Here is a 22,765-nt window from a genome sequence, read left to right on the forward strand (position 1 = left end):
CCCCGGGTTGCGCGAGAAGGAGAGGGTAGGCTAACCTCAGCTCGTCGCTTCGTGGTGGGAGCGGCGCGTCAGTTCGGGAAACCAGTGGGCCCCGGCCAACCGGCCGGGGCCCACCGGCGTTCAGCCCCTCGTCGGGTCCTGCGGGGTCACCGGTTCGGGCCGCGGGTGTCACCCATCGTGCGTCATGCCATCGCGACGGCGCAGGCGAGCGCCTCGTGCTCGACCGGCCCCGACGGTGGCGGCCGGCGGCCGAGCGCCCCCTGCTGCTGCAGCAGGGCCGATTTGGGGTCCAGTCGTCGAGTGGTGAACCGCTCGAGACCGACGACGCAGAAACCCAGTACGCCGGAGGCGACCAACTCCACGTCGTCGCGGGCATCGACCCGCCATTCGCTGTACCGGCCCTCGGCGAGTGTGCACCGGGCCTCGACGGTCAATGTCGCACCGGCCGGTACGGGTGCCACGTGGGTGAGCTCGAAACGCGTTCCGAGGGAACACTCGTCGTCCCGCGTGAATCTGCTGATGGCGAGCATCGCGGGCCATTCGCAGACGCCGAGGAGCCATCCGCTCGCCATGACCTCCGGTTTGTGGAGGAACTCCGGGACACCTGGGAGCAGTCGTTGCACCATGTTCTCCCGGCCCACCCGGTAGGTGACGGCCTGGGTGGTGCCGACCGTGAGGTACGTGCTCACCAGCGGGTTCCGTCGAGCGCGAGGTGGTCGTCCTCGTGCGCGGGGTGGCCGACGCAGGTCCATTCCTGGTCGGAGATGGGACGCAGGGTGTCGCCGCAGATCGTTGCGCCGTCGAAGTCGCTCAGTTCGAGATGCACTTTCTCTCCTGGGTATTGCGCACTCGACGCCGGAGCGTCGAGAAGGTGGGGCGGTCGTGGACGCAGGTGTGTGGATTCCGCGCACCGGGCCGGATTCGTCGTCGATGTCACGGCCCCTCGTCGCACGCCATCGATTTGCTCCCGGGTCGGTGGGAGACGTCTTCTCGGGTGTGCGGCGCCCAGTGTGCATGACCGATTCAGAACGGCTCTCCCGTCCCCGCTCACCCCATTCGGGAGGTGGGCCTCCACCGACCGGGAACCCATTATGATCATGAAGGCGCCGGTGCCGGGCCCGGCTAACCCGGACGATAAGACGTCTCCCAAGCGATCGATCAGGTAGAGCTGCGGCGGCCGCGCGCGACACGCCAGCGGCCGAACCAGGCGGTCATTCCACCCGGACGGGGGACCACCACCGGGCCCCGACGTGTCGACACGGTGTTCGTTCGCCTGCCGGGGGAGCCGCCTACGGCGTTCCGGCCGCCACGGGCTCGCGCTCCAGCGCCTCGTCGTCCGGCTCCGCGGCCAGCGGGAGCCCCGGCGACCGGTGCGGGCCCGTCCGCGCGGGCGGCCGCAGGCCGCGCCACAACGCGGCGGCGGCGGGACGCGACACCAGCGGGGGTACCGCACGCTGCAGTTGGCCCGACCCGACGAGCGCGGACACGATGCGGTGCAGCGCCGCGGCGTAGCCGCGCACGTCGGTCGGGAGGCGCTCGGGCGGGTAGGCGAGCACGGCGGCGGCCTCCGTCCGCGGATCGGCGGCGACCCAGCGGCGCACGTGCGGCAGCGCCACCACCGCCCCGAAGCGCCCTGGCGGCACCGGGGGTGTGGGGATCCCCGGCGCGATCCCGGCGAGCACGAGCACCGGCCGGGGGCCGGACGGGACGCAGGCGAGCGTCGTGGCCTGCCGCAGGGAGTGCCCGTCGGGCCGGCAGACCAGCACGTCGGCCTCGCCGGCGCGGCCGGGCGCGAGCAGCCCGCCGTCGATCGTGTGCAGTGCGGCGGCGAGGGTGCTGGCGCCGCAGCCGCGGGTGATCCCGGTGACCACCGGCCGACGCACCGACCTCACCGCACACCCCGGGGCAGCTCGGCGAACGGGTCGTCCTCGGCGAGCGCGTGCTCGCGGCCGACCGGAGCGGGTGGGGCCGGCGGGGCCGGTCCGTCCTCGCCGAGGGTCTCCTCCCACGCGTCGACGGCCAGCCGCCCGCCGTCCCACACCACCGGAACGGACAGCCGCACCCAGCGTGCCGCCGTGCTGCGCCACCCGCGTCCGGTGGGTGCGGGTGCCACCGCGGGCACGCCCATCTGCTCCTGATCGGGGTGCCCGGCGGAGCCGGGTGCCTCGCGCTCGCCGACCGACCGGTACGGCGTGACCCGGACCCGGACGTCGACGAGCACACGCCCCTCGCCGTCGCCGCGCACGCGGCCCGGGAGCGCGAAGTCCGCGCGCTGCCGGCCCTCGCCGTTCCACCCGATCCGGGCCGGGTCGCCGCCCGGCACCACCAGGTAGTCGCGCAGAACACGGCCGCGGCGGGCGGGGTCGTCCTCGTCCCACGACAGGTAGTCGACCGCGAACGCGCCTGCCAGCGCCGCGGCCTCGGCCGGGTCGGGGCTCGGGGCGGGGCCGGAGTGCCACGCCGGCCGCGGCACGGGCACCGCCGGGAACCCCCGCGGGTCGGTGGGCGGCTCGGGGACCGGTGGCCCCGCCCACGCGGGCGGCCCGCTCTCCGGCCACGCCGCGGGGCCCCACGCGGTGCCCGGGTACGGCGGCGGGAGCGCCTCCGGGGGCCGCTCTCCCGCCGGTTCGCCGGGAGCCGGCTCCGGGGCCCGGCCGAAGAGCCGGAACGCGGCCACGGCGGTCACCGGGAGGGCGGGACGGTGGAGCGGCCGGGGCGGGCGGGATCGGACATGGTTCCCCCATCGGTCGGGCGCGGCACGCGACGACGGTAGGAGCGGGAGCGGCCTCGTGGGCCGGAAACCGGGAAGTCGTTCGCAGGTGTGAACGCTGCGGCGGCGAGGCCGTGGAGCGAGCGGTCCGTTCGCGCTCACGGTGCGAGCGATCGCGGCGTTCGCTCCCGTCAGCTCAGGGGACCGGCCAGGTGTGCACCGGCTCGTTGGCCGCCGACCACTCGAGGTAGCGCCCGAGCATGCCGTGCAGGGCGGCCGTCCGGTCGGCACCACCGTCCTCGAGCGCGGCCACCGTGTCGAGCTGCCAGCTCGCGCCCGTACGGCGGTTGACGCAGCGCTGTTCGATGATCGACAGGAAACGGTCGGTGACCTCCGCCTCGACGCCCCAGCGGGCGAGGCCGTCGGCGGCCTGCGGGAGCAGCTTGCGCAGCACCAGCTCGTCCGGGCGGATCCAGCCGGTGCCCGGCCAGTACAGGGGGCCCTCGAGGCCGTGCCGGGCGGCGGTGATGAAGTTCTCCTCCGCGGCCTCGAACGACATCATGCTCCACAGCGGCCGCTCGGCCTCGACGAGCGTGCGGAGCAGGCCGTAGAAGAAGAGCGCGTTGGCCACCATGTCGACCACGGTGGGGCCGGCCGGCAGCACCCGGTTCTCCACGCGCACGTGCGGCACCCCGTCGGCGACGTCGTAGACCGGCCGGTTCCAGCGCCAGATCGTGCCGTTGTGCAGCCGCAGCTCGTCGAGCCCCGGCACCTGCCCGGCCTCGAGGTCCGCCATGGGGTCGCTGTCCTCCGTGACGGGCATGAGCGCGGGGAAGTAGCGGCCGTTCTCGGAGAAGAGGTCGAGGATCGAGGTGATCCAGCGCTCGCCGAACCACACCCGCGGGCGTACCCCCTGGTTGCGCAGCTCCGGCGTGCGCACGTCGCAGGACTGCTCGAACAGCGGGACGCGGGTCTCGGCCCACAGCCGCGAGCCGAGCAGGAACGGCGAGTTCGCACCCACGGCGAGCTGCACCCCGGACAGGCACTGCGCGGCGTTCCAGTAGCCGGCGAACGAGTCCGGGTGCACCTGGAGGTGCAGCTGCATCGACGTGCAGGCGGCCTCTGGCGCGATGGAGTCGAAGTCGGCCTGCAGGTGTTCGGGCTCGACGCCGTGGCGGCCCGACGGGTCGTCCCCCGCGATGTCGAGGCGCACCGGCTCGCCGCGGGCGCTCAGCATCTGCTCGTTGAGCGTGGCGTAGCGCTGGTCGGGCGAGAGCGCCTCGACGACGAGGTGGTGGCGCTGCAGCGTGGGCAGGATCCCGATGACGGCGAGCTGTGCGCCACAGTCCACCGCCTTGGCACGGGCCACGGCGAGCTCGTCGAGCAGGTGGCGCTCCAGGTGGCGCCACTCGTCGCCGGGCAGCGGGCGCGGCGGCAGGTTCAGCTCGAGGTTCCAGCGCCCGAGCTCGGACTGGAACTGGGTGGAGCCGATCGCGTCCAGCACGTCGGCCCCGGCGAGCGAGGGGGCGAGGTCGTGGCCGACGAGGTTGAGCTCGACCTCCAGCCCGGTCATCGGCTCGTCACGGGCGAACGGGTGCTCCCGCAACATGATCGCGAGCGCGTCGAGACAGCGCTGCACCTTGGTGCGGTAGCGCTGGCGATCCCGTCGACTGAACGTCCGTCGGTCGACGTCCTGGCCCATGCGTGCGCTGCCTCCCGACCCCGGGCGTGCCCGGAGCTTCGCTCGATGCTCGCGGGCGAACCGGCCGCGGCAACGGCCGCGTCGCGCGCGGGCTGTCCACCTTGGCACCCGTGGTGATCCCTTCGCTACGGCCGACCGGATGACCGGTGCGGTCCGAGCAGCGCAGCCTGCGACGATGACCGGTCGTGGCGACCATCACTCGCGTCGACGACCCGGCCGATCCCCGGGTGGACGACTTCCGCGACCTCACCACCGCCGACCGCCGTCCCGACCGGCCGGGCGGTCGCGGCCTCGTGATCGCGGAAGGGGTCGTCGTGGTCCGCCGCATGATCGACTCTCCGTACCCGGTGCGGTCGCTGCTCGGGGTGCCCCGCCGGTTCGACGAGCTGGCCGACGACCTCGCCGGGCTCCCCGTGCCCGCCTACGCGGCGGACGCCGAGACGATGGCCGCCGTCGTGGGCTTCCACCTCAACCGGGGCGTACTCGCGGTGGCCGACCGGGCCGTGCCACCGGACGTCACCGCGCTCCTGCGGCACGCCCGGCTCGTCGCGGTGCTGGAGGGTGTGAACGACCACGAGAACCTCGGAGCGCTCTTCCGCAACGCCGCCGCGCTCGGCGTCGATGCCGTGCTGCTCGGCCCGCGCTGCTCCGACCCGCTCTACCGGCGCAGCGTCCGCGTCTCTATGGGCCACGTGCTGCGCGTCCCGTTCGCCGAGCTGCCGGGCCCGTGGCCTTCCTCGCTCGAGGTCCTGCGGGCAGCGGGCCTGCGGGTCGCCGCCCTCACACCCGCCGCCGACGCCCGGCCTCTCTCCACGGTGGCGCCGGACCAGCGCATCGCCGTGCTGCTCGGCGCCGAGGGGCCCGGGCTCACCGCGGACGCACTGGCCGCCGCGGACCTGCGCGTCCGCATCCCCATGGCGCCCGGCGTCGACTCGCTGAACGTGGCGACGGCGGCGGCCGTTGCGTTCCACGCACTGGGAGCGGCCGGTCGGCCGTGACCGATTGGTCCGTTCTCGCGCTGCTGCGGGTGCGCAGGCGACCTAGGCTGGCGAGGTGCGGCTCGGCTCGGGGGGACGGGTACTGCTCGGCGAGCGCAGGCCGGGCGACCCGCCGCTGCCGGTCGACCTCGAGGACGCGCTGCGCGAGTGGGCGGCGTTCGCCGTCACCGTCTCCGGGTCGGGCGGGCCGACGGAGCGCGACATGCTCCAGCGCAGGGGCCGCCAGCTCGCCGTCCGCGTCGCCGACACGCTCGGCCGCACCGTCACCTACACCGATCCGGTGTCCGGCCGGGTCGTGGCCGTTCCCGCTCCGAACACGGGTCCGATCCCGCACATGCCCGACGATGCGGAGCCCACGCCGTGGGCCACCGGCCTCGCCGTGTCCGCGTTCACGGCCGTTGTCGTCGCGGTCGGCGACGTGGCGCTCAGCCGCGCGTTCGCCGAGGCGTTCGGCCTGCTCTGGGTGCCGGCGAACACCCTCGTCGCCCTGGGGCTCGCGCCCTCGCTGCACCTGTTGCGGCGCACGCCGTTCTGGCGCTGGCCCGCGCTCGGCGCCGCGGCCGGCCTCGCGGCCGCGTGGGTGGTGCTCCTGCTCGGGCTGCTCGGCTGACGCCGAGTGCTACGGGCAGCGGTGCGCCTCAGCGCTGGCCGCGCACCCCGAGCAACACCTCGTCCCAGGACGGCATCACCGGCTTGCCCTTCTTGGTGCGCTTGCTCGCGGCGGGCTGCGGGGCCGCGGCAGCGGCAGGCTCGTCGCGGGCCGGGGGCTCGGCGGGGGCGGGTTCGGTGCTCGCCGCGGGGGTGGTGGGCGCGGGAGCGGTGGCCGCCGTGCTGCTCGGCGCCTTCTCGGTGCGGGGCGGCTCCGGACGGCGGCGCTCGGGGCGACCGGCGGGTTCGCGCGTGGTGCCGCCCTTGGCCGGTTGGGCGTCCGCGACGTCCGGCTTGGCGGGCTTGGCGCTGCCGGTGCGCTCCGGCGCACGCGCGCCGCCTGCGGGCTCGTCGTTCTGCACGGACCGGTCCGGGCGGTCATCGGCCGCGGGTTCGGGGCGGGCGGGTTCCGGGCGCGTGGGCTCGGGGCGGGTCGGCTCGGCACGCGGCGGCTCGGCCGGGGGCTGGCGCTGGGCGGGTGCCACCGGCCGGCGGGGCTCCGGGGCGGTGCGGGCGGGGCTCCGCTCGGCCGTGCGGGCCTCGGCGGTGGGCGGCGGGTCCATCCGCGAACCGCGGACGGTGTCGGACGCGACGGCCCGCAGCTCCTCCTCCGGGCCGGGGGCGGGCGCGGGGTCCTCGGATCGGGCGATGTCGATGACCGGCCCGACGGTGCGCAGCGGCCGCGCGGGCAGACCCTCGATCAGGTCGCTGGCGTGCTCGTCGACCGCGGTGACCGTGCCGCCGTGCGCGCCGGGCTGGAACGTCCAATGGGCGCGGTTGTCCGAGCGGCCCGCGTGCCAGGACAGGGCGACCACCCACTTGCCGTCCTCGCCCTTCCACGAGTCCCACTCGGCGTCGGCGTACTCCTGGCCGCGCAGGCCGAAGGTGTGGGCGACCACGTCGCCGAGGGTGCGGGTGTCGGGCCCGTCGGCGCGCATGGGGTGGGCCCGCTGCGCGACCTCGGCGGTGCGGGAGCGTTCGAGCAGCACGGGGTAGGCGAACCGCTCGATCTTCTGCAGGGGCACGCCGGCCGCGGCGGCGACCTGCTCCACGGACGCCCCGGCACGGATCCGGGCCTGGATCTCACGTGGACGCAACTGGCTCTCCAACTCGATCGAGATCTGTCCGAGCCGGGTGAGATCCCCCCTCGCAGCGGCACGCAGCTGCTCGTCCGCAGGCACGGTGAAGCGCTCGCGTCGGACCGGGTCCTCGAGGACGACGGAGAACTCACCGCCACCCTCGGTGATCCCGACGACCCGCAGCGCCCGCATCAGCGGCCCTCCCGCTCTCGTTCTCCCCGTCCGGGTGACGTTAGTTGCCGGATCGCACCCTGCGTCGGAGGCGCGCCGACGACACCAGGGTCGAGCTGGGACGCATGTTACTGGTGTGACTACGGAGCGCTCACAGCGGTGATCAGAATATGTGCGAGAAGCCCGCATGTGGGCCGCAGACGCCGGTGATCCAGCAGGCCCGACTGCCCTGGGCGGCCCGCTCCGCGCTTCTCGGACACATTCTCAGGACAGCCGCTCGACGACCCAGTCGATGCAGGCCGTGAGCGCGGTGACGTCGGCGGGCTCCACGGCCGGGAACATCCCGATGCGAAGCTGGTTGCGGCCCAGCTTGCGGTACGGCTCGGTGTCGACGATGCCGTTCGCACGCAGCACCTTCGCAACGGCCGCGGCGTCGACGGCGTCGACGAAGTCGATCGTGCCGACCACCTGGGACCGGTGGGCCGGATCGCTCACGAACGGGGTGGCGAACTCCGACTTCTCCGCCCACGCGTAGAGCCGCCCCGACGAGTCGGCCGTGCGCGCGACGCACGCGTCGAGGCCGCCGAGCCCGAGCATCCAGTCGATCTGCTCCGCCATGAGGAAGAGCGTGGCGAGGGCGGGCGTGTTGTAGGTCTGGTCCTTCACCGAGTTGTCGACCGCCGTGGCGAGCGAGAGGAACGGCGGGATCCAGCGATCGGTGGCGGCCAGTTCGCCCACGCGCTCCAGCGCGGCGGGGCTCATCAGCGCGGCCCAGAGGCCACCGTCGGACGCGAAGCCCTTCTGCGGGGCGAAGTAGTACGCGTCGGCCTGGCTCACGTCCACCGGCAGTCCGGCGGCGCCGGACGTGGCGTCGATCAGGACGAGCTGCTCGGACGTGGCGCCCTCGGGGCGCACGACCGGCACCGACACGCCGGTGGACGTCTCGTTGTGCGCCCACGCCAGCACGTCGCACGACGGGTCGGCGGTGGGCTCGGGCGCGCTGCCCGGCTCGGCCTCCACCACCAGCGGGTCGGCGAGGAACGGGGCGCCCCGGGTGGAGTCGGCGAACTTGGACGAGAACTCGCCGTACGCGAGGTGCAGCGCGCGCTCGCGCACCAGCCCGAACGCAGCGGCGTCCCAGAACGCCGTGGACCCGCCGTTCCCGAGCACGACCTCGTAGCCCTCGGGCAGCGAGAACAGCTCCCGCAGCCCGCTGCGCACCCGCCCGACCAGCGACTTCACCGGCTTCTGGCGGTGTGACGTGCCCATGATCGCCGCACCGGCCCCGGCGAGCGCCGTGAGCTGCTCCGGGCGGACCTTGGAGGGGCCGCAGCCGAAGCGTCCGTCGGCGGGCTTGAGGTCGGCGGGGATCTGCAGGTCGGTGGACGAGGAAACGGTCACGGTCCTCAGTGTCGCAGCCGCGGCTAGGCCCGAACGGGTGCGGGGTCGTCCCGCCGTCCGGAACAAACCGCACTTCACACACCCAATGGGGACATCACACACGGCCGGCGTTGTGTGAAGCTGGCACGGAGTGTGTGAAGTCACGGCACCGCGCCTTCGACGGGGAGCCCGACCTCCGTTCGGCCCCACACGTGCGGCCGTTCGCTGACACCATGGTGCGTAGATCGTCTTCCGAAGGGGCAGTGGAGATGTCGAACGCATCGGACCGACCGGACCCGGGCGAGCGGGCCGAGGGGCAGGAGCCCGAGCCGCAGGCCGGCGACCGGCCGACCGGTCCGGAACCCGAGCGGGGCGAGACCCGCCCCGACGCGGGACCACCGGACGCCGGGGCCGCGGGCACGGCGTCCGAGCCCACGGCGACGGAGCCCGCCGGGACCGAGCCCACGGCGACGGAGCCCGCCGGGACCGAGCCCACAGCGGCGGAGCCCGCCGGGACCGAGCCCGCCTCGACCGAGCCCACGGCGACCGGATCCGCCGCGAGCACCGCCGACGGGTCCGTGGACCGGGACGCGGCCGCGGGAGGCGCCGTGGACCAGCCGCCCGCTCCCGGTGCGGCGTCCGGGAGCGGGCCGCGTGCCGACGGCGAGGCACCGCCGACCGGCGACACCGACGGCGCCGCCGGTCCGACCGAGGCGGTTCCCGCCGAGACGGGTCCCACGCAGGAGGACCCCGCGGACGCGGGTGCCGCCGAGACGGGTCCGGCCGAGACGGGTCCCACGCAGGAGAGCCCCGCGGAGGCGGGCGCCGCCGACCAGCCGACCGTCGCCGCGCCGGTGCCGCCGCAGCCCGGGTACGGCCAACCCGGGTACGGCCCTCCGTCCGGGTACGGCCACGAGCAGCCGGCGTACGGCCAACCCGGGTACGGGCCGACTGCGTACGTACCCCCGGCGTACGGATCGCCGGCCTACGGGCCGCCCGGCTACGGCCCCCCGTCCGGGTACGGCTACGGACCGCCGCCGGGCTACGGACCACCGCCCCCCGGCGGAGGGCCCGGCACCCCGGCGGCCCACCCCGGCGTCGTGCCGCTGGGCCCGCTCGCGGTGGGGGACGTGATCGGGGGTGCCGTCCGCTACATCAGGGCGAACCCGCTCGTGACGCTCGCGGCGAGTGCGGCCGTGATGGTCGTGGTCCAGGGGCTCCAGCTGATCGTCGAGCTCGCCCTGCCCCGGATCAACCCGGCCGCGCTGGCCAGGGGCCGGACCGGCGGGGCGGTCGCCTCGACGACCGGGATGTTCGGGACCGGGGTCGTCTCCGTCGCGCTCAGCGCCGTGCTCGCGGGCCTGCTGCTCGTGGTGCTCAGCCAGGCCGTGCTCGGGCGGCGCATCGGCGCCCGCGACGCGTGGAAGGTGGTCGCGCCGCGCGTACCCGGCCTGATCGGGTTGATGTTGTACATCTCACTGGTCGTCGTGGTGATCCTCATGATCCCCGTGCTGCTCGCGCTCCTGTCCGCCGCGACGGGCTCCGGCGCGGGGATCGCGCTGGGGGTCTCCCTGTTCCTGATCGCGTTCGCGGCCACCGTCTACCTGGGTGTGCTGTGGGCGCTGGCGCCCGCGGCGTACGTGCTGGAGCCGATCGGGGTCATGGCGGCGCTGCGGCGGTCTGCGAGGCTGCTGCGGGGTGCCTGGTGGCGGGCCTTCGGCACCCTGCTGCTCAGCTGGCTCGTGGTGGCCATTCCCGTGGTCGTCGTCATGGGCCTGTTCGGTGCGATCAACACCGGGGTGCCGGATGCCGGGGAGATGATCCGCACCGCGATCGCCGTCGTCGTGGTGGGCACGTTCGCCGTGCCGTTCGGCGTGGGGGTCGGCGGGCTCCTCTACGTCGACCAGCGGATCCGCAAGGAGCGGCTCGACCTCGACCTCGCGCGCATGGCGGGCTACCCGGCCACCCCGCGGTAGGTGCGGCGGTACGCCAGCGGCGCCACGCCGATCGCCGCATGCAGGTGCTGGCGCAGCGACGCGGTCGTGCCGAACCCGGCCTCGGCGGCGATGCGTTCCACGGGCAGGTCGGTGGTCTCCAGCAGCCGGCGCGCGGTCGACACGCGCTGGTGGACGAGCCACCGGGCCGGGCTCATGCCGGTCTCCTGGCGGAAGCGGCGGGTGAAGGTCCGGACGCTCATGGCGGAGTGCGCGGCGAGCTCGGCGAGGGTGAGCGGTTCGTGGAGCCGGTCGAGGGCCCATGCCCTGGTCGGCGCCGTGCCGGGGCCGTCGGGGTCGGGCACCGGCTCCATGAACTGGGACTGCCCGCCCTCGCGCCACGGGGCGACGACGCTGCGCCGGGCCACCCGGTTGGCGACGCCCGGGCCGTGGTCGCGCCGGACGACGTGCAGCAACAGGTCGATTCCTGCGGCGTTGCCGGCGGAGGTGAGCACGTCGCCGTCGTCGACGTACAACACGTCCGGATCCAGCTTCACCTGCGGGAACAGCGCCCGGAACGTGTCGGCGTGCATCCAGTGGGTGGTGGCGGGCCGGCCGTCGAGCAGGCCGGCCGCCGCGAGCACGAAGGCGCCGGTGCAGATCGAGACCATCCGGGCGCTCAGGCCGTCGAGGGCCGCGGCGAGCTCCGGCTCGAGCACGCCGCGCTCCGTGGCCGGCCCGCTGTAGACGCCCGGGATGATCACGGTGTCGGCCGTGCGCAGGATCGACGCGTCGTGCTCGGGGAGCACGCTGTAACCCGCTGACGTGCGCACCGGGCCGCCGTCCAGCGTGGCGACGCGCACCCGGTAGAGCAGCCGCTCGGCGTCGTCGACGGCCGTGCCGATGAGCTTGTGCGGCAGACCGAGCTCGAAGGCCACCACGTCGGGCAGCGCGAGCACGGCGACCTCGTGGCGAGACCTCATGGCCGAATCCTTTCATGTATTGGCCGTCGGGCCACTGTCGGTCGACATCCGGGGCAGCGATGCTCCTCCCGTGACGCAGCTCGAGACCGCGCGACGCATCCACCCCGCCTGGTGGGTGGCGGCCGTGACCTTCCTCGCCCTCGTCGGGGCCGCGGGCTTCCGCGCCGTGCCCGGCGTGCTGATGAACCCGCTGCACGAGGAGTTCGGCTGGTCCATCAGCACGATCTCCCTCGCGGCCGCCGTCAACATGGCGCTCTACGGCCTCACCGCGCCGTTCGCGGCGGCGCTGATGGAGAGCTTCGGGATCCGGCGCGTGGTGACGGCGGCGCTCGTCGTCGTCGCGGCGGGCAGCGGGCTCACCGTGTTCATGACGGCGAGCTGGCAGCTGATCCTCTGCTGGGGCGTGCTGGTCGGGCTGGGCACCGGCGCCATGGCACTCGCGCTCGTGGCCACGGTGACGGGGCGCTGGTTCGTGGCCCGGCGCGGCCTGGTCTCGGGCGTGCTGACGGCCGCGGGCGCGGCGGGCGGGCTGGTGTTCCTCCCGCTCGTCTCCCAGCTCGCGGAGGGGTACGGCTGGCGGCCCGCGGCGCTGGCGGTGGCCTTCTCGGCGCTCGCCGTCGCCCCGCTCGTGATGTGGCTGCTGCGCGACCGGCCCCGCGACGTCGGCGTGGCGCCCTACGGCGGCACCCCGGCCGACGACGTCGACCCGGTGCGCAGCGGCGCCGCCCGGCTCGCCGTCCGGGCGCTCGTCGACGCCGCGCGCACGAAGGGCTTCTGGTACCTCGCCGCCGGCATGATGATCTGCGGCGCCACGACGATGGGCCTGATCCAGCCGCACTTCGTGCCCGCCGCGCACGACCACGGCATGCCGCAGACGGTCGCCGCCGGGCTGCTCGCCCTCGTCGGGATCTTCGACGTGGCCGGCACCATCGCGTCCGGCTGGCTCACCGACCGGGTCGACCCGCGCTACCTGCTGCTCGTCTACTACGTCCTGCGCGGGCTGTCCCTGCTGGCGCTGCCCGCGCTCTTCGGGCCGGACATCAAGGCCAACATGGTGGCGTTCATCGTGTTCTACGGCCTCGACTGGGTGGCCACGATCCCGCCCACGATGGCCCTGTGCCGTGAGCTCTTCGGCGCGGCGGCGCCCGTCGTCTTCGGGTGGGTGTTCGCCTCGCACCAGGTGGGCGCTGCGGCGATGGCGCTGGGTGCCGGCATCGTGCGCGACGAGCTGGGCGCCTACGACGTGGCCTGGTACACCGGCGGCGCGCTCTGCGTCCTGGCGGGCCTGCTCTCGCTGATGGTCCGCGGCCGCGTGCGCCGTCCCGAACCGGAGCGAGGTGGCTTTGCCGCGGTTCAACCGGAGTAAGGCCACCCCGCTGCGGCGGGGCCGTCAGCCGTGCGCGATGTCCGCCCAGCCCTCGACGTCCTCCGGGCGGCGCGGGCCGGGGCCGATGTACTGCGCGCTCGGGCGCACGAGCTTGGCCTCGTGCTTCTGCTCCATGATGTGCGCCGACCAGCCGGCTGTGCGGGCGCTCGTGAACATCGCCGGCATCATGTGCGGCGGCACCTGGGCGAAGTCGAGGATCACGGCGGCCCAGAACTCGACGTTCGTCTCGATCGGGTGGTCCGGCCTGCGGGAGCGCAGCTCGGAGAGGGCCGCCTTCTCGAGCGCGGCGGCGGCCTCGTAGCGGGGGGCTTTCAGCTCGAGGCACGTGCGGCGCAGCACGCGTGCGCGCGGGTCCTCGGCCCGGTAGACGCGGTGGCCGAAGCCCATCAGGCGTTCCCTGCGGTCGAGGACGCCCGTCACCAGGCCCTCGGGGTCCCCGGTCCGCTCGACCTCCTCGATCATCGGCAGCACCCTGGCCGGCGCGCCGCCGTGCAGCGGGCCGGACATGGCGCCGATCGCGCCGGAGAGGGACGCCGCGACGTCGGCGCCGGTCGAGGCGATGACCCGCGCCGTGAAGGTCGAGGCGTTCATCCCGTGCTCGGCCGCGGACACCCAGTACGCGTCGACGGCCGCGATGTGCGCCGGGTCCGGCTCGCCCCGCCAGCGCGTCATGAACCTCTCGGTGATCGTGGAGCACTCGTCGATGCGCGACTGCGGCACCGCGGGAACGCCGATCCCGCGCGCCGACTGCGCCACGTACGACAGCGCCATCACCGACGCCCTGGCGAGCTGCTCGCGGGCCTCCTCGTCGCTGATGTCCAGCAGGGGGCGGTAACCCCAGTAGGGGGCGAGCATCGCGAGCGCTGCCTGCACGTCCACCCGGACGTCGCCGGTGTGCGCGGGGATCGGGAACGGATCCGCGGGCGGCAGGCCGGGTCCGAACCGCCCGTCGACGAGCAACGCCCAGACGTTGCCGAAGGTCACCTTGCCGACGAGGTCCTCGATGTCGACCCCGCGGTAGCGCAGCGAGCCGCCGTCCTTGTCGGGTTCCGCGATGTGCGTGCGGAAGGCGACGTGGCCCTCCAGCCCGGGGGTGAAGCCGGGGGGAGGCGCTGGTACCGCCTCCTCACCCTGGTCGGGGCCCTGGTCGGGGCCCTTGCCGGATCCGGGTGCGGTCGGCGCAGTGGTCACCGCGTCCTCCTCGTCGTGGTTGGCGCAACCCTGCCGCTGCATCCGGGGTGGTGCAACGGGCGACCGGGTGGGATCGGTCACCGGGGGTGCGGATCCGGGGTCGTTCCACTTAGCGTGGTGGGTCCGCTACCGGGGGAGGGCGTCGATGGCCGAACAGCTGGCGACGATGCGCGTGGACTACGCGCGCACGGACGAGCTCGACGTGGGCGATCTGGCCGCAACGTGGCACGAGCAGCTCGCGGCGTGGCTCGACGAGGCCATCACGGATGGCGTCGCAGAGCCCAACGCGATGGTGCTGGCCACCACCGGCGAGGACGGCAGGCCGAGCTCGCGCACGGTGCTGTGCAAGGGCCTCGACGCGCGCGGCATCGTCTTCTACACGAACTACACGTCGGCCAAGAGCCACCAGCTGCGCGCCACCCGGTACGCATCGGCCACCTTTCCCTGGTACGCCCAGCACCGGCAGGTGCACGTGCGCGGCCACGTCGAGCTGGTCACCCCGGCGGAGAACGCGGCCTACTGGGCCACCCGCCCCCGCGGCTCCCAGCTCGGCGCGTGGGCGTCCGCGCAGTCGGTCGAGGTGCGGGACCGCCGGGTGCTCGACGACGCGCTGGCCACCGCCACCCAGCGCTTCGCCGCCGACGAGCCCGTGCCCGCCCCGCCGCACTGGGGCGGGTGGCGCATCCTGCCGGAGCAGGTGGAGTTCTGGCAGGGGCGCAGCAACCGCATGCACGACCGGCTCCGCTTCGAGGTCGACTCCCACAGCCGCACCTGGCGCGTCCGCCGCCTCGCCCCCTGACCCCGGGGCGATTCGCCGGATTCGATCGTGAGGCCGGGCACTCCACGTGCGAACGGGGGCGCGCTCCGGCGGCCTCTGGTGGTAGTCGTTGTCGCATGACAACGTCCGGTCCGGATGGCCCTACGAAGCCGATCACCACCGGCCCGGACGCGCCGACCGGACCGACGGCGCCCCCTGAGCCCGCCACCCGGCGCATCGCGCGGGCGGTGCGCGGCGTCCTCACCGACACCCGTCCCCTGCGCACGCCCGCCTACCGCAGGCTGTGGACGGCGGGCATCGTCACGGTGATCGGCGCGCAGCTCTCCGTGGTGGCGGTGCCCGCGCAGATCTACGAGCTCACCGGCTCGTCGGCGTACGTCGGGCTCACGGGCCTGTTCGGGCTCGTGCCGCTCGTCGTCTTCGGGCTGTGGGGCGGCGCGATCGCCGACGCCATGGACCGGCGCACCCTGCTGCTGTTCAGCGGGTCGGGGATCGCGCTGTCGTCGCTGGCGCTGTGGGTCACCGCGGCGAGCGGCGTGGGCGGGGTCTGGCTGGTGCTGGGGCTGTTCTCGGTGCAGACGGCGTTCCTCGCCGTCAACCAGCCCGCGCGGAACGCCGTGATCCCGCGGTTGCTGCCCGTCGACCAGATCCCCGCCGCGAACACGCTCAACATGACCGTGTTCCAGACCGGTGCGATCGCGGGGCCGCTGCTGGCCGGGGTCCTGATCCCGGTGGTCGGGCTGCCCACGCTCTACCTGTTCGACGCGGTGGCGCTGCTCGCCACGCTCTGGGCCACCTGGCGGCTGCCGCCGGTGCCGCCGGAGACGGGCGGCGCGCGCAGGCGCGCGGGGCTGCGCGAGATCGCCGACGGCTTCCGGTACGCCGCGCTGCACGCGGTGCTCCTCGTGTCGTTCCTCATGGACATCGTGGCCATGGCGTTCGGCATGCCGCGGGTGGTGTTCCCGGAGATGGCGCAGACCGTGTTCGGCGACCCGCCGGGCGGCGGCGTCGCGTACGGGCTCTTGTTCGCGGCGATCCCGCTCGGGATGGTCGTGGCCGGGCTGTTCTCCGGCAGCCTGCACCGGGTCCGGCGGCAGGGGGTCGCCGTCACGATCGCGATCTGCCTGTGGGGCCTCGGCGTCGCGCTGTTCGGCCTCGCCGGGTCGCTGTGGCTGGCCGTGCTCTGCCTCGCGCTGGCGGGCGCCGGTGACCTGGTGAGCAGCGTGTACCGGATGTCGATCCTGCAGACGGTGGCCACCGACGAGATGCGCGGCCGCATGCAGGGCGTCTTCGCGGTGGTGGTCGCCGGTGGTCCTCGGGTCGCCGACCTGTGGCACGGCCCGGCCGCGGACTGGTGGGGCCCGGGCACCGCGGCGTCGGTGGGCGGCGTCCTCGTGGTCATCGGCGCCGTGGTCGTGGTGGTGATCTTCCCGACGTTCTGGCGTTACCGCCCTGTTCACAGCGGGTGAGGCCGGCCGTGATGAACGCGTCAACGCCAGGACGGGCGCAACCCTGATCCGGAGCACTAGCGTTGCGCCCAACCACGCAAAACATGAGTGTGAGGGAACCTCCACATGGCCGACGAGACCACCAGCGCTGCTGTTCTGAACCACCCCGGCGGCGAGTACGAGATGGCGATCCGGCCCGCGACCGAGGGTGCATCCGCGTTCGACATCTCGAAGCTGCTGCCGTCGACGGGGCTGACCACGCTCGACTCCGGGTACGGCAACACCGCAGCATGTTCCTCGGCGATCACCTACATCGACGGTGACGCGGGCATCCTGCGCTACCGCGGGTACCCGATCGACCAGCTCGCAGAGAACTCCACGTTCCTGGAGGTCAGCTACCTGCTGATCTACGGCGAGCTGCCGACGCAGGCCGAGCTGGACGCCTTCACCAACAGGATCAGCCGCCACACGCTGCTGCACGAGGACCTGAAAAGGTTCTTCGAGGGCTTCCCGCGGGACGCGCACCCGATGCCGGTGCTCTCCAGCGCCGTCAGCGCGCTCTCGACCTTCTACCAGGACAGCCTGGACCCGTTCGACGAGGACGCGGTGGAGCTGTCCACCGTCCGGCTGCTCGCCAAGGTGCCGACGATCGCGGCGTACGCGTACAAGAAGTCGATCGGCCAGCCGTTCCTCTACCCGGACAACTCGCTCGGGCTGGTCGAGAACTTCCTGCGGCTGACGTTCGGTTTCCCGGCCGAGCCGTACGAGATCGACCCCGACTTCGTGCGTGCCCTCGACGTGCTGCTGATCCTGCACGCCGACCACGAGCAGAACTGCTCCACGTCCACGGTGCGGATGGTGGGCTCGTCGCAGGCCAACCTGTTCGCGAGCATCTCCGCCGGCATCAACGCCCTGTTCGGGCCGCTGCACGGCGGCGCCAACCAGGCGGTGCTGGAGATGCTGCAGCGAATCCGCGACGTCGAGGAGGGCAACGTCGACGCCTTCGTCGAGCGGGTGAAGAAGCGGGAGCACGGCGCCCGGCTCATGGGCTTCGGGCACCGCGTCTACAAGAACTACGACCCGCGCGCCCGGATCGTGAAGCAGAGCGCCGACGAGATCCTCAAGAAGCTCGGCGTCAGCGACCAGCTGCTCGACATCGCCAAGGCGCTCGAGGAGCGCGCGCTGGCCGATGACTACTTCATCGAGCGCAAGCTCTACCCGAACGTCGACTTCTACACCGGCGTGATCTACCGGGCGATGGGCTTCCCGACGAAGATGTTCACGGTCCTGTTCGCGCTCGGGCGCCTGCCGGGGTGGATCGCCCACTGGCGCGAGATGATCAACGACCCGAGCACCAAGATCGGCCGGCCGCGCCAGCTGTACGTCGGTGCCACCGAGCGCCCGTACGTGCCGATGTCCAACCGCTGACCCAGGAGCGCTCGCCGGGTGCGGCGAGGCGCGGCGCGAATCCCGGACGAACGGCCTACCCTTCGTGCGCATCCGGCGGAAGGGTCAGGTCTATGGCGGAGAACGTCGAGGGGCACCGGGGCCGTCGCGGTCGCTGGCTGGTGCTCGCCGTGTTGCTGGCGATCGCGGTGTGGGTGGTCAGGTCGCAGCGGGCGGCCCGGCCGGCCGCCGACAGCGGCTGGCCGCCCCGGCCGGTGGGCACCGGTACGGCGACCGCGCCCGCTCCGCAGCCCGGCGGCGCGCCCCGGCGTCCGTCGCCGCGGCCGCGCCCCGCTCCGACGCCCTGACCGCGGCTCCTCGGGTCAGGACGGCGTGCTGGTGAAGGCCTCGCGGAGGCCGACGCGGGCGCCGGTGCGCAACACCGAGTTCCGGTAGACGCGCCCGGCGACCCGCACCACCACGACGATGGCGGCGGCGGCGAGCGCCGCCGCCACCAGCACCTCCCACAGCGACGCCACGCCGAGGGCGTAGCGCGCGGGCATCACGGTCTGGGAGAAGAACGGGATGAACGACAGCACGGTGGTGATCCCGTTGCGCGGATCGCTCGGCAGCAGGTTCATCGTGAGGATGAACGGGATCAGCAGCAGGAAGATCATCGGCGCCACCACCGACTGCAGCTCCTCCTGGCGCGAGACCGTGGAGCCGACGGCCGCGTAGAGCGACGCGTACAGGAAGAAGCCGAGCAGGTACCAGAGCAGGACCATCAGGAACATGCCGAACGCGGCGCCCGGGAGCGCCAGCAACCCCGCCGCGCCTGCGCCCACGCCCGCGACCGCGCTGAGGATCACCAGCTGCAACAGCCCCACCGCGCCGAGGCCGACGACCTTGCCCGCCATCAGCTGCCACGGTGTGATCGTGGCCAGCAGCAGCTCCACCACCCGGCTCTGCTTCTCCTCGACGACGCCGGTGGCCACCAGGCTGCCGTAGCCGCTGAGGGAGAAGAACAGCAGGAGCGTGCCGACGAAGGCGAGCGCGAGCCGCTGGCCCTTGTCGCTGTCGGCTGGTTCGAGCGCGGAGACGGTGAGCGCCGAGGAGTCGGCGACCCGGGCGGGGTCGACGCCGGCGCCTGCGAGCGCCGTCGTGACGGCCTGCTGCTCCACCGCCGTCTGCACGATCGCCTGCAGGCCGCTGTCCACGGAGTCGTGGCCGACCAGCTCGTACGCGCCCGGTGCGCCGGTGAGCAGGGCGTCGAGGTCGTCGTCCCGCACCTGCTGGCGGCCTGGAGCGTCGTCGACCTCGCGGACGGTGAGGTCGACGCCCTGCAGGTGTGCGGTCTGCTCGACGATCGGCCGGAGGCCCGCGGCCTGCGGCGTCACCCCGAGCGTGTGGCTGGAGGCCTGGCCGCTGATGTAGGCGCCCAGCAGGAAGATCCCGCCGAAGAACAGGAGTGTGATCAGGAGCCCGATCACGAAGGTGCGCGAGCGGACCTGCATGACGAACTCGCGGCGCGCGACGAGCAGGATCGCGCTGCGGGCGGGCAGCGGCGCACTCATGCCGCGGGCTCCTCGGGCGCCGGGCCCTCCTGCACGACGTCGCGGTAGAGCTCGGTGAGCGGCGGGCGCCACCGGCGGAACTCCCGCACCGGCCCGGCGGCGAGCGCCGCCCGCAGCACGTCCTGGTCGTCGGTGCCGGCGGCGAGGCGCACCCGCGTGCGCCTCCCGTCGTCCATGAGGACCTCGACGCCGGGCAGCGCGCCCGCCCATCCCGCCGGTGGCCCCTCGACCTCGAGGATCGCGCCCGCGCCGCCGCGTTCGCGCAGGTCGGCGACGCTGCCGACGGCCACCATGCGTCCACCGGAGATGATCCCGATCCGGTCGCACAGCCGCTCCACGAGCTCGAGCTGGTGGCTGGAGAAGATCACCGGGACCCCGGTCCGCGCCTTGTCGCGCAGCACGCTGCTCATCACCTCGACGGCGGTGGGGTCGAGCCCGGAGAACGGCTCGTCGAGCACGAGCACCTCCGGGTCGTGCACGAGCGCGGCGCACAGCTGCACGCGCTGCTGGTTGCCGAGCGACAGCTTCTGCACCTCGTCGCCGAGCCGGGCGCCGACGCCGAGCCGCTCGGTCCACCGCGTGACGGCCGCTGCGGCGTCCGCCCCGGCGAGGCCGTGCAGCCGGGCCAGGTAGCGCAGCTGGTCGCCGACGCGCATCTTCGGGTAGAGACCCCGCTCCTCCGGCATGTACCCGATGCGTCGCCGCAGGTCGGCGTCCACCGGGCGGCCCTTCCAGCGCACGTCTCCCGCGTCGGCGGAGAGCACGCCGAGCACGATGCGCATGGTGGTGGTCTTGCCGGCACCGTTGCTGCCGACGAACCCGAACACCTCGCCCGGCTCGACCGCGAACGAGACGTCGTCGAGGGCCTGCCGCGTGCCGAACCGTTTGCTGATCCGCGCGATCTCCAGCACGTCCCGACCCTAGTGGGGCTACCGCCTCGTGTTGCGGCCCCTTCCGAGCGCTCATAGGTTCGGCGGGCAATACGTAAGGGGGGCCGATGGCCACGCAGGACAAGAACCCATCACACGAGGTCGACGAGCGCACCGTGCGCAAGGCGGTGGGGGCCGCCGCGATGGGCAACCTCGTCGAGTGGTTCGACTACGGCATCTACAGCTACGTGGCGATCTACATCGCGTCGAGCTTCTTCCCCGGCGGGGACACGGGCGGGAACGTCGCGCTCACGTTCGCCCTCTTCGCGGTCGCCTACCTGGTGCGCCCGCTCGGCGGCACGATCCTGGGCCCCCTGGGCGACCGGATCGGCCGCAAGCGGGTGCTCGCGCTCACGATCGTGGTGATGTCGGGGGCGAGCTTCGTGATCGGGCTCCTCCCGACGTTCGGCGCGGTGGGGTGGTTGGCGCCGATCCTGCTGGTGGTCGCACGGCTGGTGCAGGGCTTCGCCACGGGCGGCGAGTACGGGGGCGCCGCCGCCTTCATCGCGGAGTACGCGCCGGACAAGAAGCGCGGCTTCTACTGCAGCTTCCTCGAGTTCGGGACCACGGGCGGGTTCGTGCTGGCGGCGGGCATGGTGATGCTCCTCGAGGTCGGGCTGTCGCCGGACGCCATGGCGGCGTGGGGTTGGCGGATCCCGTTCCTGATCGCCGGTCCGCTCGGGCTCATCGGGCTCTACCTCCGGAGCAAGCTCGAGGACACTCCCGCGTTCCTGGAGCTCGAGGAGAAGCAGCAGGTGTCGGAGTCGCCGCTCAGGGACACGCTCGTGCACCACTGGCAGCCCGTGCTCGTCTGCATGGGGCTGGTGCTGTTCTACAACGTGGCCGTCTACACGATCCTCTTCTACATGCCGACCTACCTGCAGACCACGCTCGGACTGGAGTCCACGCCGGCGCTGCTCTACATCCTCGGCATGATGCTGATGATCATGTTCGTGATCATCCCCGTCGGTGCGCTGTCCGACCGGGTCGGTCGGAAGCCGCTGATCGTCACGGCGTGCGTCGGGTTCATCGTGCTCGGCTACCCCGCGTTCGTGTTGCTCGCGCTGGGCACGGTGCTCGGCACCGTCGCCGGGCTGGCCATCCTCGGCCTGCTGCTGGTGCTGCTGCTCGGCACGATGTCGGCCACGCTGCCGGCGCTGTTCAGCACCGACGTCCGGTACGGCGGCTTCTCCATCGGCTACAACCTGTCGACGTCCATCTTCGGTGGCACCGCCCCGTTCGTCCTCGAGACGCTGGTGCTCAGCACCGGCAACAACGCGATGCCGGGGTTCTACATCGTCGTCGCGTCCATCATCTCGCTCGCCGCGGTGATCGCGGTGACGGAGAGCGCCCGCAAGCCGTTGCCGGGGACCTCGGCGTCGCTGCTGGCGCCGCGGGCCGCGACCGCCTAGGCGGGCCAGCCGGCGGGCAGCGGGCGGAGGCCGTCGGACGGGGCGGCCCAGACGTAGGCCCAGCAGACGGTGCCACCTGTGGTCACGACCCGCTCGCGGCGGTACTCGCTGCCCTCGTACTCGTCGAGGACGGGCAGGAGGGCCGCCGGGTCGCGCACCGGCACCAGCCAGCCGGGTGCGCGGCCTCCTGCACCGCGGCGCAGGGCCGGGTAGCCGGACCCGGTGTCGTAGACGGCCCCGTGCACGCCGGCGCGGCGGGGCTCGCCCGCGCAGTACGGGGCCACCAGCGACCACGAGGGCCCGCCCGGCTGCAGGAGCCCGTAGACGAAGAGTGCGGCCGGCCACTCGTCCGGGTGCGGGGCACCGGCGACGGTCGCTGCCCTCAGCCCGTCGTCGCCGGGCTCGCCGACGAGCGTGAGCGCCGCATCCTGCGGCAGCGCGGCGCAGTGGACGGGCGCGCCGTCCACGTGCAGGGGGCGGCGGATCGCGCCGTGGGCGACGTAGCACCACGGCTGCGTGATCCGCACGTCGCCGTCGACCGTGCGCACCTCGCCGGTGCGCAGCCGGGCCAGCCGGAACCGCTCGTCCCGGCCCTCGCAGCGGTCCAGCGCCGCGATCTGCTCGGCCGTCGCGAGCCACACCACGTGCTCCTCGGTGACGCCGGGCGCGGCGGCGAGCACCGCGGGGCGCTGGCCGTCGCGCCTGCGCAGGCCGTTTGCCCACGCGGCGGCCACGCCGCGGGTGCGGACCCGGAGCGCGACGACCGGGTCGTCTCCCATCCCGAGCGCCTCGCGCAGCCAGGTGATCTTGCTGGGGCACCGGTTGGAGCCGTAGGCGAGCAGCGGTACGCGCTGCGCGCAGGGCACCGCGCCGTGGTCGGCGAGCCAGGCGTCGACGGGGGTGCCGTCGACCGTCCATCCGTGGCGCGGGTCGGGGTGCAGCGGGTGCGACTCGCGGTCGACGTGCGCGAAGGACGTGTCCGGCACGACGCCGGGATACGGGTCCGCGGGGAAGTCGCTGTCGGGGAGCGGCGGCACCCGATCAGGATGCCCCGA

21 protein-coding genes are annotated in these 22,765 nt (G+C 73.8%); 9 read left to right on the top strand and 12 right to left on the bottom strand.

Going from position 1 to position 22,765, the window contains the following annotated elements; genetic code table 11:
- Positions 1-182: 182 nt before the first annotated feature.
- The 5 genes from ABEA81_RS20845 to ABEA81_RS20865 form a co-directional block, all read right to left on the bottom strand.
- A complete protein-coding gene (locus ABEA81_RS20845) occupies positions 183-689 on the bottom strand; it encodes a thioesterase family protein (RefSeq protein WP_345606914.1) in 507 nt (168 codons plus the stop codon).
- Entirely contained in the window at positions 686-826 is a 141-nt protein-coding gene (locus ABEA81_RS20850; protein ID WP_345606915.1) for a hypothetical protein, read from the bottom strand. The genes ABEA81_RS20845 and ABEA81_RS20850 overlap by 4 nt, the downstream gene beginning before the upstream one ends.
- A gap of 463 nt (positions 827-1,289) precedes the next feature.
- Entirely contained in the window at positions 1,290-1,883 is a 594-nt protein-coding gene (locus ABEA81_RS20855; protein WP_345606916.1) for a hypothetical protein, read from the bottom strand.
- A gap of 5 nt (positions 1,884-1,888) precedes the next feature.
- Positions 1,889-2,686, bottom strand: a complete 798-nt coding sequence (locus ABEA81_RS20860) for a hypothetical protein (RefSeq protein ID WP_345606917.1) — start codon at positions 2,684-2,686, stop codon at positions 1,889-1,891.
- A gap of 220 nt (positions 2,687-2,906) precedes the next feature.
- Entirely contained in the window at positions 2,907-4,412 is a 1,506-nt protein-coding gene (locus tag ABEA81_RS20865) for a glutamate--cysteine ligase (RefSeq protein WP_345606918.1), read from the bottom strand.
- Between the two features lie 185 nt (positions 4,413-4,597).
- Between ABEA81_RS20865 and ABEA81_RS20870 the strand changes: the two genes are divergently transcribed.
- Positions 4,598-5,410 (top strand): TrmH family RNA methyltransferase, encoded by an 813-nt coding sequence (locus ABEA81_RS20870; protein ID WP_345606919.1) that lies wholly within the window; start codon positions 4,598-4,600, stop codon positions 5,408-5,410.
- Positions 5,411-5,465: 55 nt separating this feature from the next.
- Positions 5,466-6,020 (top strand): DUF2537 domain-containing protein, encoded by a 555-nt coding sequence (locus ABEA81_RS20875; protein ID WP_345606920.1) that lies wholly within the window; start codon positions 5,466-5,468, stop codon positions 6,018-6,020.
- Positions 6,021-6,048: 28 nt separating this feature from the next.
- On the opposite strand, the gene sepH is transcribed toward ABEA81_RS20875, so the two are convergent.
- A complete protein-coding gene (gene sepH, locus ABEA81_RS20880; RefSeq protein WP_345606921.1) occupies positions 6,049-7,329 on the bottom strand; it encodes a septation protein SepH in 1,281 nt (426 codons plus the stop codon).
- 243 nt (positions 7,330-7,572) lie between these two features.
- Entirely contained in the window at positions 7,573-8,709 is a 1,137-nt protein-coding gene (gene serC, locus ABEA81_RS20885; protein WP_345606922.1) for a phosphoserine transaminase, read from the bottom strand.
- A 248-nt stretch (positions 8,710-8,957) separates the two neighbouring features.
- Between serC and ABEA81_RS20890 the strand changes: the two genes are divergently transcribed.
- A complete protein-coding gene (locus tag ABEA81_RS20890) occupies positions 8,958-10,664 on the top strand; it encodes a hypothetical protein (protein ID WP_345606923.1) in 1,707 nt (568 codons plus the stop codon).
- Here the strand turns inward: ABEA81_RS20890 and ABEA81_RS20895 are convergent.
- Positions 10,643-11,605 carry a GlxA family transcriptional regulator gene (locus ABEA81_RS20895; RefSeq protein WP_345606924.1) on the bottom strand — a complete coding sequence of 321 codons (963 nt, stop codon included), beginning with the start codon at positions 11,603-11,605 and terminating at the stop codon, positions 10,643-10,645. The two genes, ABEA81_RS20890 and ABEA81_RS20895, sit on opposite strands and share 22 nt — an antisense overlap.
- A 70-nt stretch (positions 11,606-11,675) precedes the next feature.
- Here ABEA81_RS20895 and ABEA81_RS20900 point away from each other — a divergent pair, with 70 nt between their 5' ends.
- Positions 11,676-12,971, top strand: coding sequence for an MFS transporter (locus ABEA81_RS20900; protein WP_425570621.1), 1,296 nt, complete (start codon positions 11,676-11,678; stop codon positions 12,969-12,971).
- Between the two features lie 24 nt (positions 12,972-12,995).
- On the opposite strand, the gene ABEA81_RS20905 is transcribed toward ABEA81_RS20900, so the two are convergent.
- Positions 12,996-14,078, bottom strand: coding sequence for a citrate synthase 2 (locus ABEA81_RS20905; RefSeq protein WP_345607029.1), 1,083 nt, complete (start codon positions 14,076-14,078; stop codon positions 12,996-12,998).
- Positions 14,079-14,328: 250 nt separating this feature from the next.
- Between ABEA81_RS20905 and pdxH the strand changes: the two genes are divergently transcribed.
- The 4 genes from pdxH to ABEA81_RS20925 all read left to right on the top strand — a co-directional run bounded on the left by pdxH (position 14,329) and on the right by ABEA81_RS20925 (position 18,163).
- A complete protein-coding gene (pdxH, locus tag ABEA81_RS20910; RefSeq protein ID WP_345606925.1) occupies positions 14,329-14,982 on the top strand; it encodes a pyridoxamine 5'-phosphate oxidase in 654 nt (217 codons plus the stop codon).
- Between the two features lie 95 nt (positions 14,983-15,077).
- Entirely contained in the window at positions 15,078-16,430 is a 1,353-nt protein-coding gene (locus ABEA81_RS20915; protein ID WP_345606926.1) for an MFS transporter, read from the top strand.
- Between the two features lie 105 nt (positions 16,431-16,535).
- Positions 16,536-17,837: a citrate synthase gene (locus ABEA81_RS20920; protein WP_345606927.1), complete on the top strand. Its 1,302-nt coding sequence runs from the start codon at positions 16,536-16,538 to the stop codon at positions 17,835-17,837.
- Positions 17,838-17,929: 92 nt separating this feature from the next.
- Positions 17,930-18,163, top strand: a complete 234-nt coding sequence (locus ABEA81_RS20925; RefSeq protein WP_345606928.1) for a hypothetical protein — start codon at positions 17,930-17,932, stop codon at positions 18,161-18,163.
- 15 nt (positions 18,164-18,178) lie between these two features.
- On the opposite strand, the gene ABEA81_RS20930 is transcribed toward ABEA81_RS20925, so the two are convergent.
- Positions 18,179-19,369, bottom strand: coding sequence for an ABC transporter permease (locus ABEA81_RS20930; RefSeq protein ID WP_345606929.1), 1,191 nt, complete (start codon positions 19,367-19,369; stop codon positions 18,179-18,181).
- Positions 19,366-20,280 carry an ABC transporter ATP-binding protein gene (locus tag ABEA81_RS20935; protein WP_345606930.1) on the bottom strand — a complete coding sequence of 305 codons (915 nt, stop codon included), beginning with the start codon at positions 20,278-20,280 and terminating at the stop codon, positions 19,366-19,368. The genes ABEA81_RS20930 and ABEA81_RS20935 overlap by 4 nt, the downstream gene beginning before the upstream one ends.
- 86 nt (positions 20,281-20,366) lie before the next feature.
- On the opposite strand from ABEA81_RS20935, the gene ABEA81_RS20940 reads away from it, so the two are divergent.
- Positions 20,367-21,710 carry an MFS transporter gene (locus tag ABEA81_RS20940; protein WP_345606932.1) on the top strand — a complete coding sequence of 448 codons (1,344 nt, stop codon included), beginning with the start codon at positions 20,367-20,369 and terminating at the stop codon, positions 21,708-21,710.
- Here ABEA81_RS20940 and ABEA81_RS20945 read toward each other — a convergent pair.
- Positions 21,707-22,747, bottom strand: coding sequence for a gamma-glutamylcyclotransferase family protein (locus ABEA81_RS20945; RefSeq protein WP_345606933.1), 1,041 nt, complete (start codon positions 22,745-22,747; stop codon positions 21,707-21,709). The genes ABEA81_RS20940 and ABEA81_RS20945 overlap by 4 nt on opposite strands.
- Positions 22,748-22,765: the final 18 nt, after the last annotated feature.

The sequence above is a fragment of the Pseudonocardia adelaidensis genome (assembly GCF_039543345.1).
Classification (GTDB): Bacteria; Actinomycetota; Actinomycetes; order Mycobacteriales; family Pseudonocardiaceae; genus Pseudonocardia; species Pseudonocardia adelaidensis.

Bases quoted from the DNA above. Each gene is read 5' to 3' on its own strand.
- ABEA81_RS20920 (WP_345606927.1), top strand. From the start codon at position 16,536: ATGGCCGACGAGACCACCAGCGCTGCTGTTCTGAACCACCCCGGCGGC.
- ABEA81_RS20925 (WP_345606928.1), top strand. From the start codon at position 17,930: ATGGCGGAGAACGTCGAGGGGCACCGGGGCCGTCGCGGTCGCTGGCTG.
- ABEA81_RS20890 (WP_345606923.1), top strand. From the start codon at position 8,958: ATGTCGAACGCATCGGACCGACCGGACCCGGGCGAGCGGGCCGAGGGG.
- ABEA81_RS20895 (WP_345606924.1), bottom strand. From the start codon at position 11,605: ATGAGGTCTCGCCACGAGGTCGCCGTGCTCGCGCTGCCCGACGTGGTG.
- ABEA81_RS20940 (WP_345606932.1), top strand. From the start codon at position 20,367: ATGGCCACGCAGGACAAGAACCCATCACACGAGGTCGACGAGCGCACC.
- ABEA81_RS20930 (WP_345606929.1), bottom strand. From the start codon at position 19,369: ATGAGTGCGCCGCTGCCCGCCCGCAGCGCGATCCTGCTCGTCGCGCGC.
- sepH (WP_345606921.1), bottom strand. From the start codon at position 7,329: ATGCGGGCGCTGCGGGTCGTCGGGATCACCGAGGGTGGCGGTGAGTTC.
- ABEA81_RS20915 (WP_345606926.1), top strand. From the start codon at position 15,078: ATGACAACGTCCGGTCCGGATGGCCCTACGAAGCCGATCACCACCGGC.
- ABEA81_RS20865 (WP_345606918.1), bottom strand. From the start codon at position 4,412: ATGGGCCAGGACGTCGACCGACGGACGTTCAGTCGACGGGATCGCCAG.
- pdxH (WP_345606925.1), top strand. From the start codon at position 14,329: ATGGCCGAACAGCTGGCGACGATGCGCGTGGACTACGCGCGCACGGAC.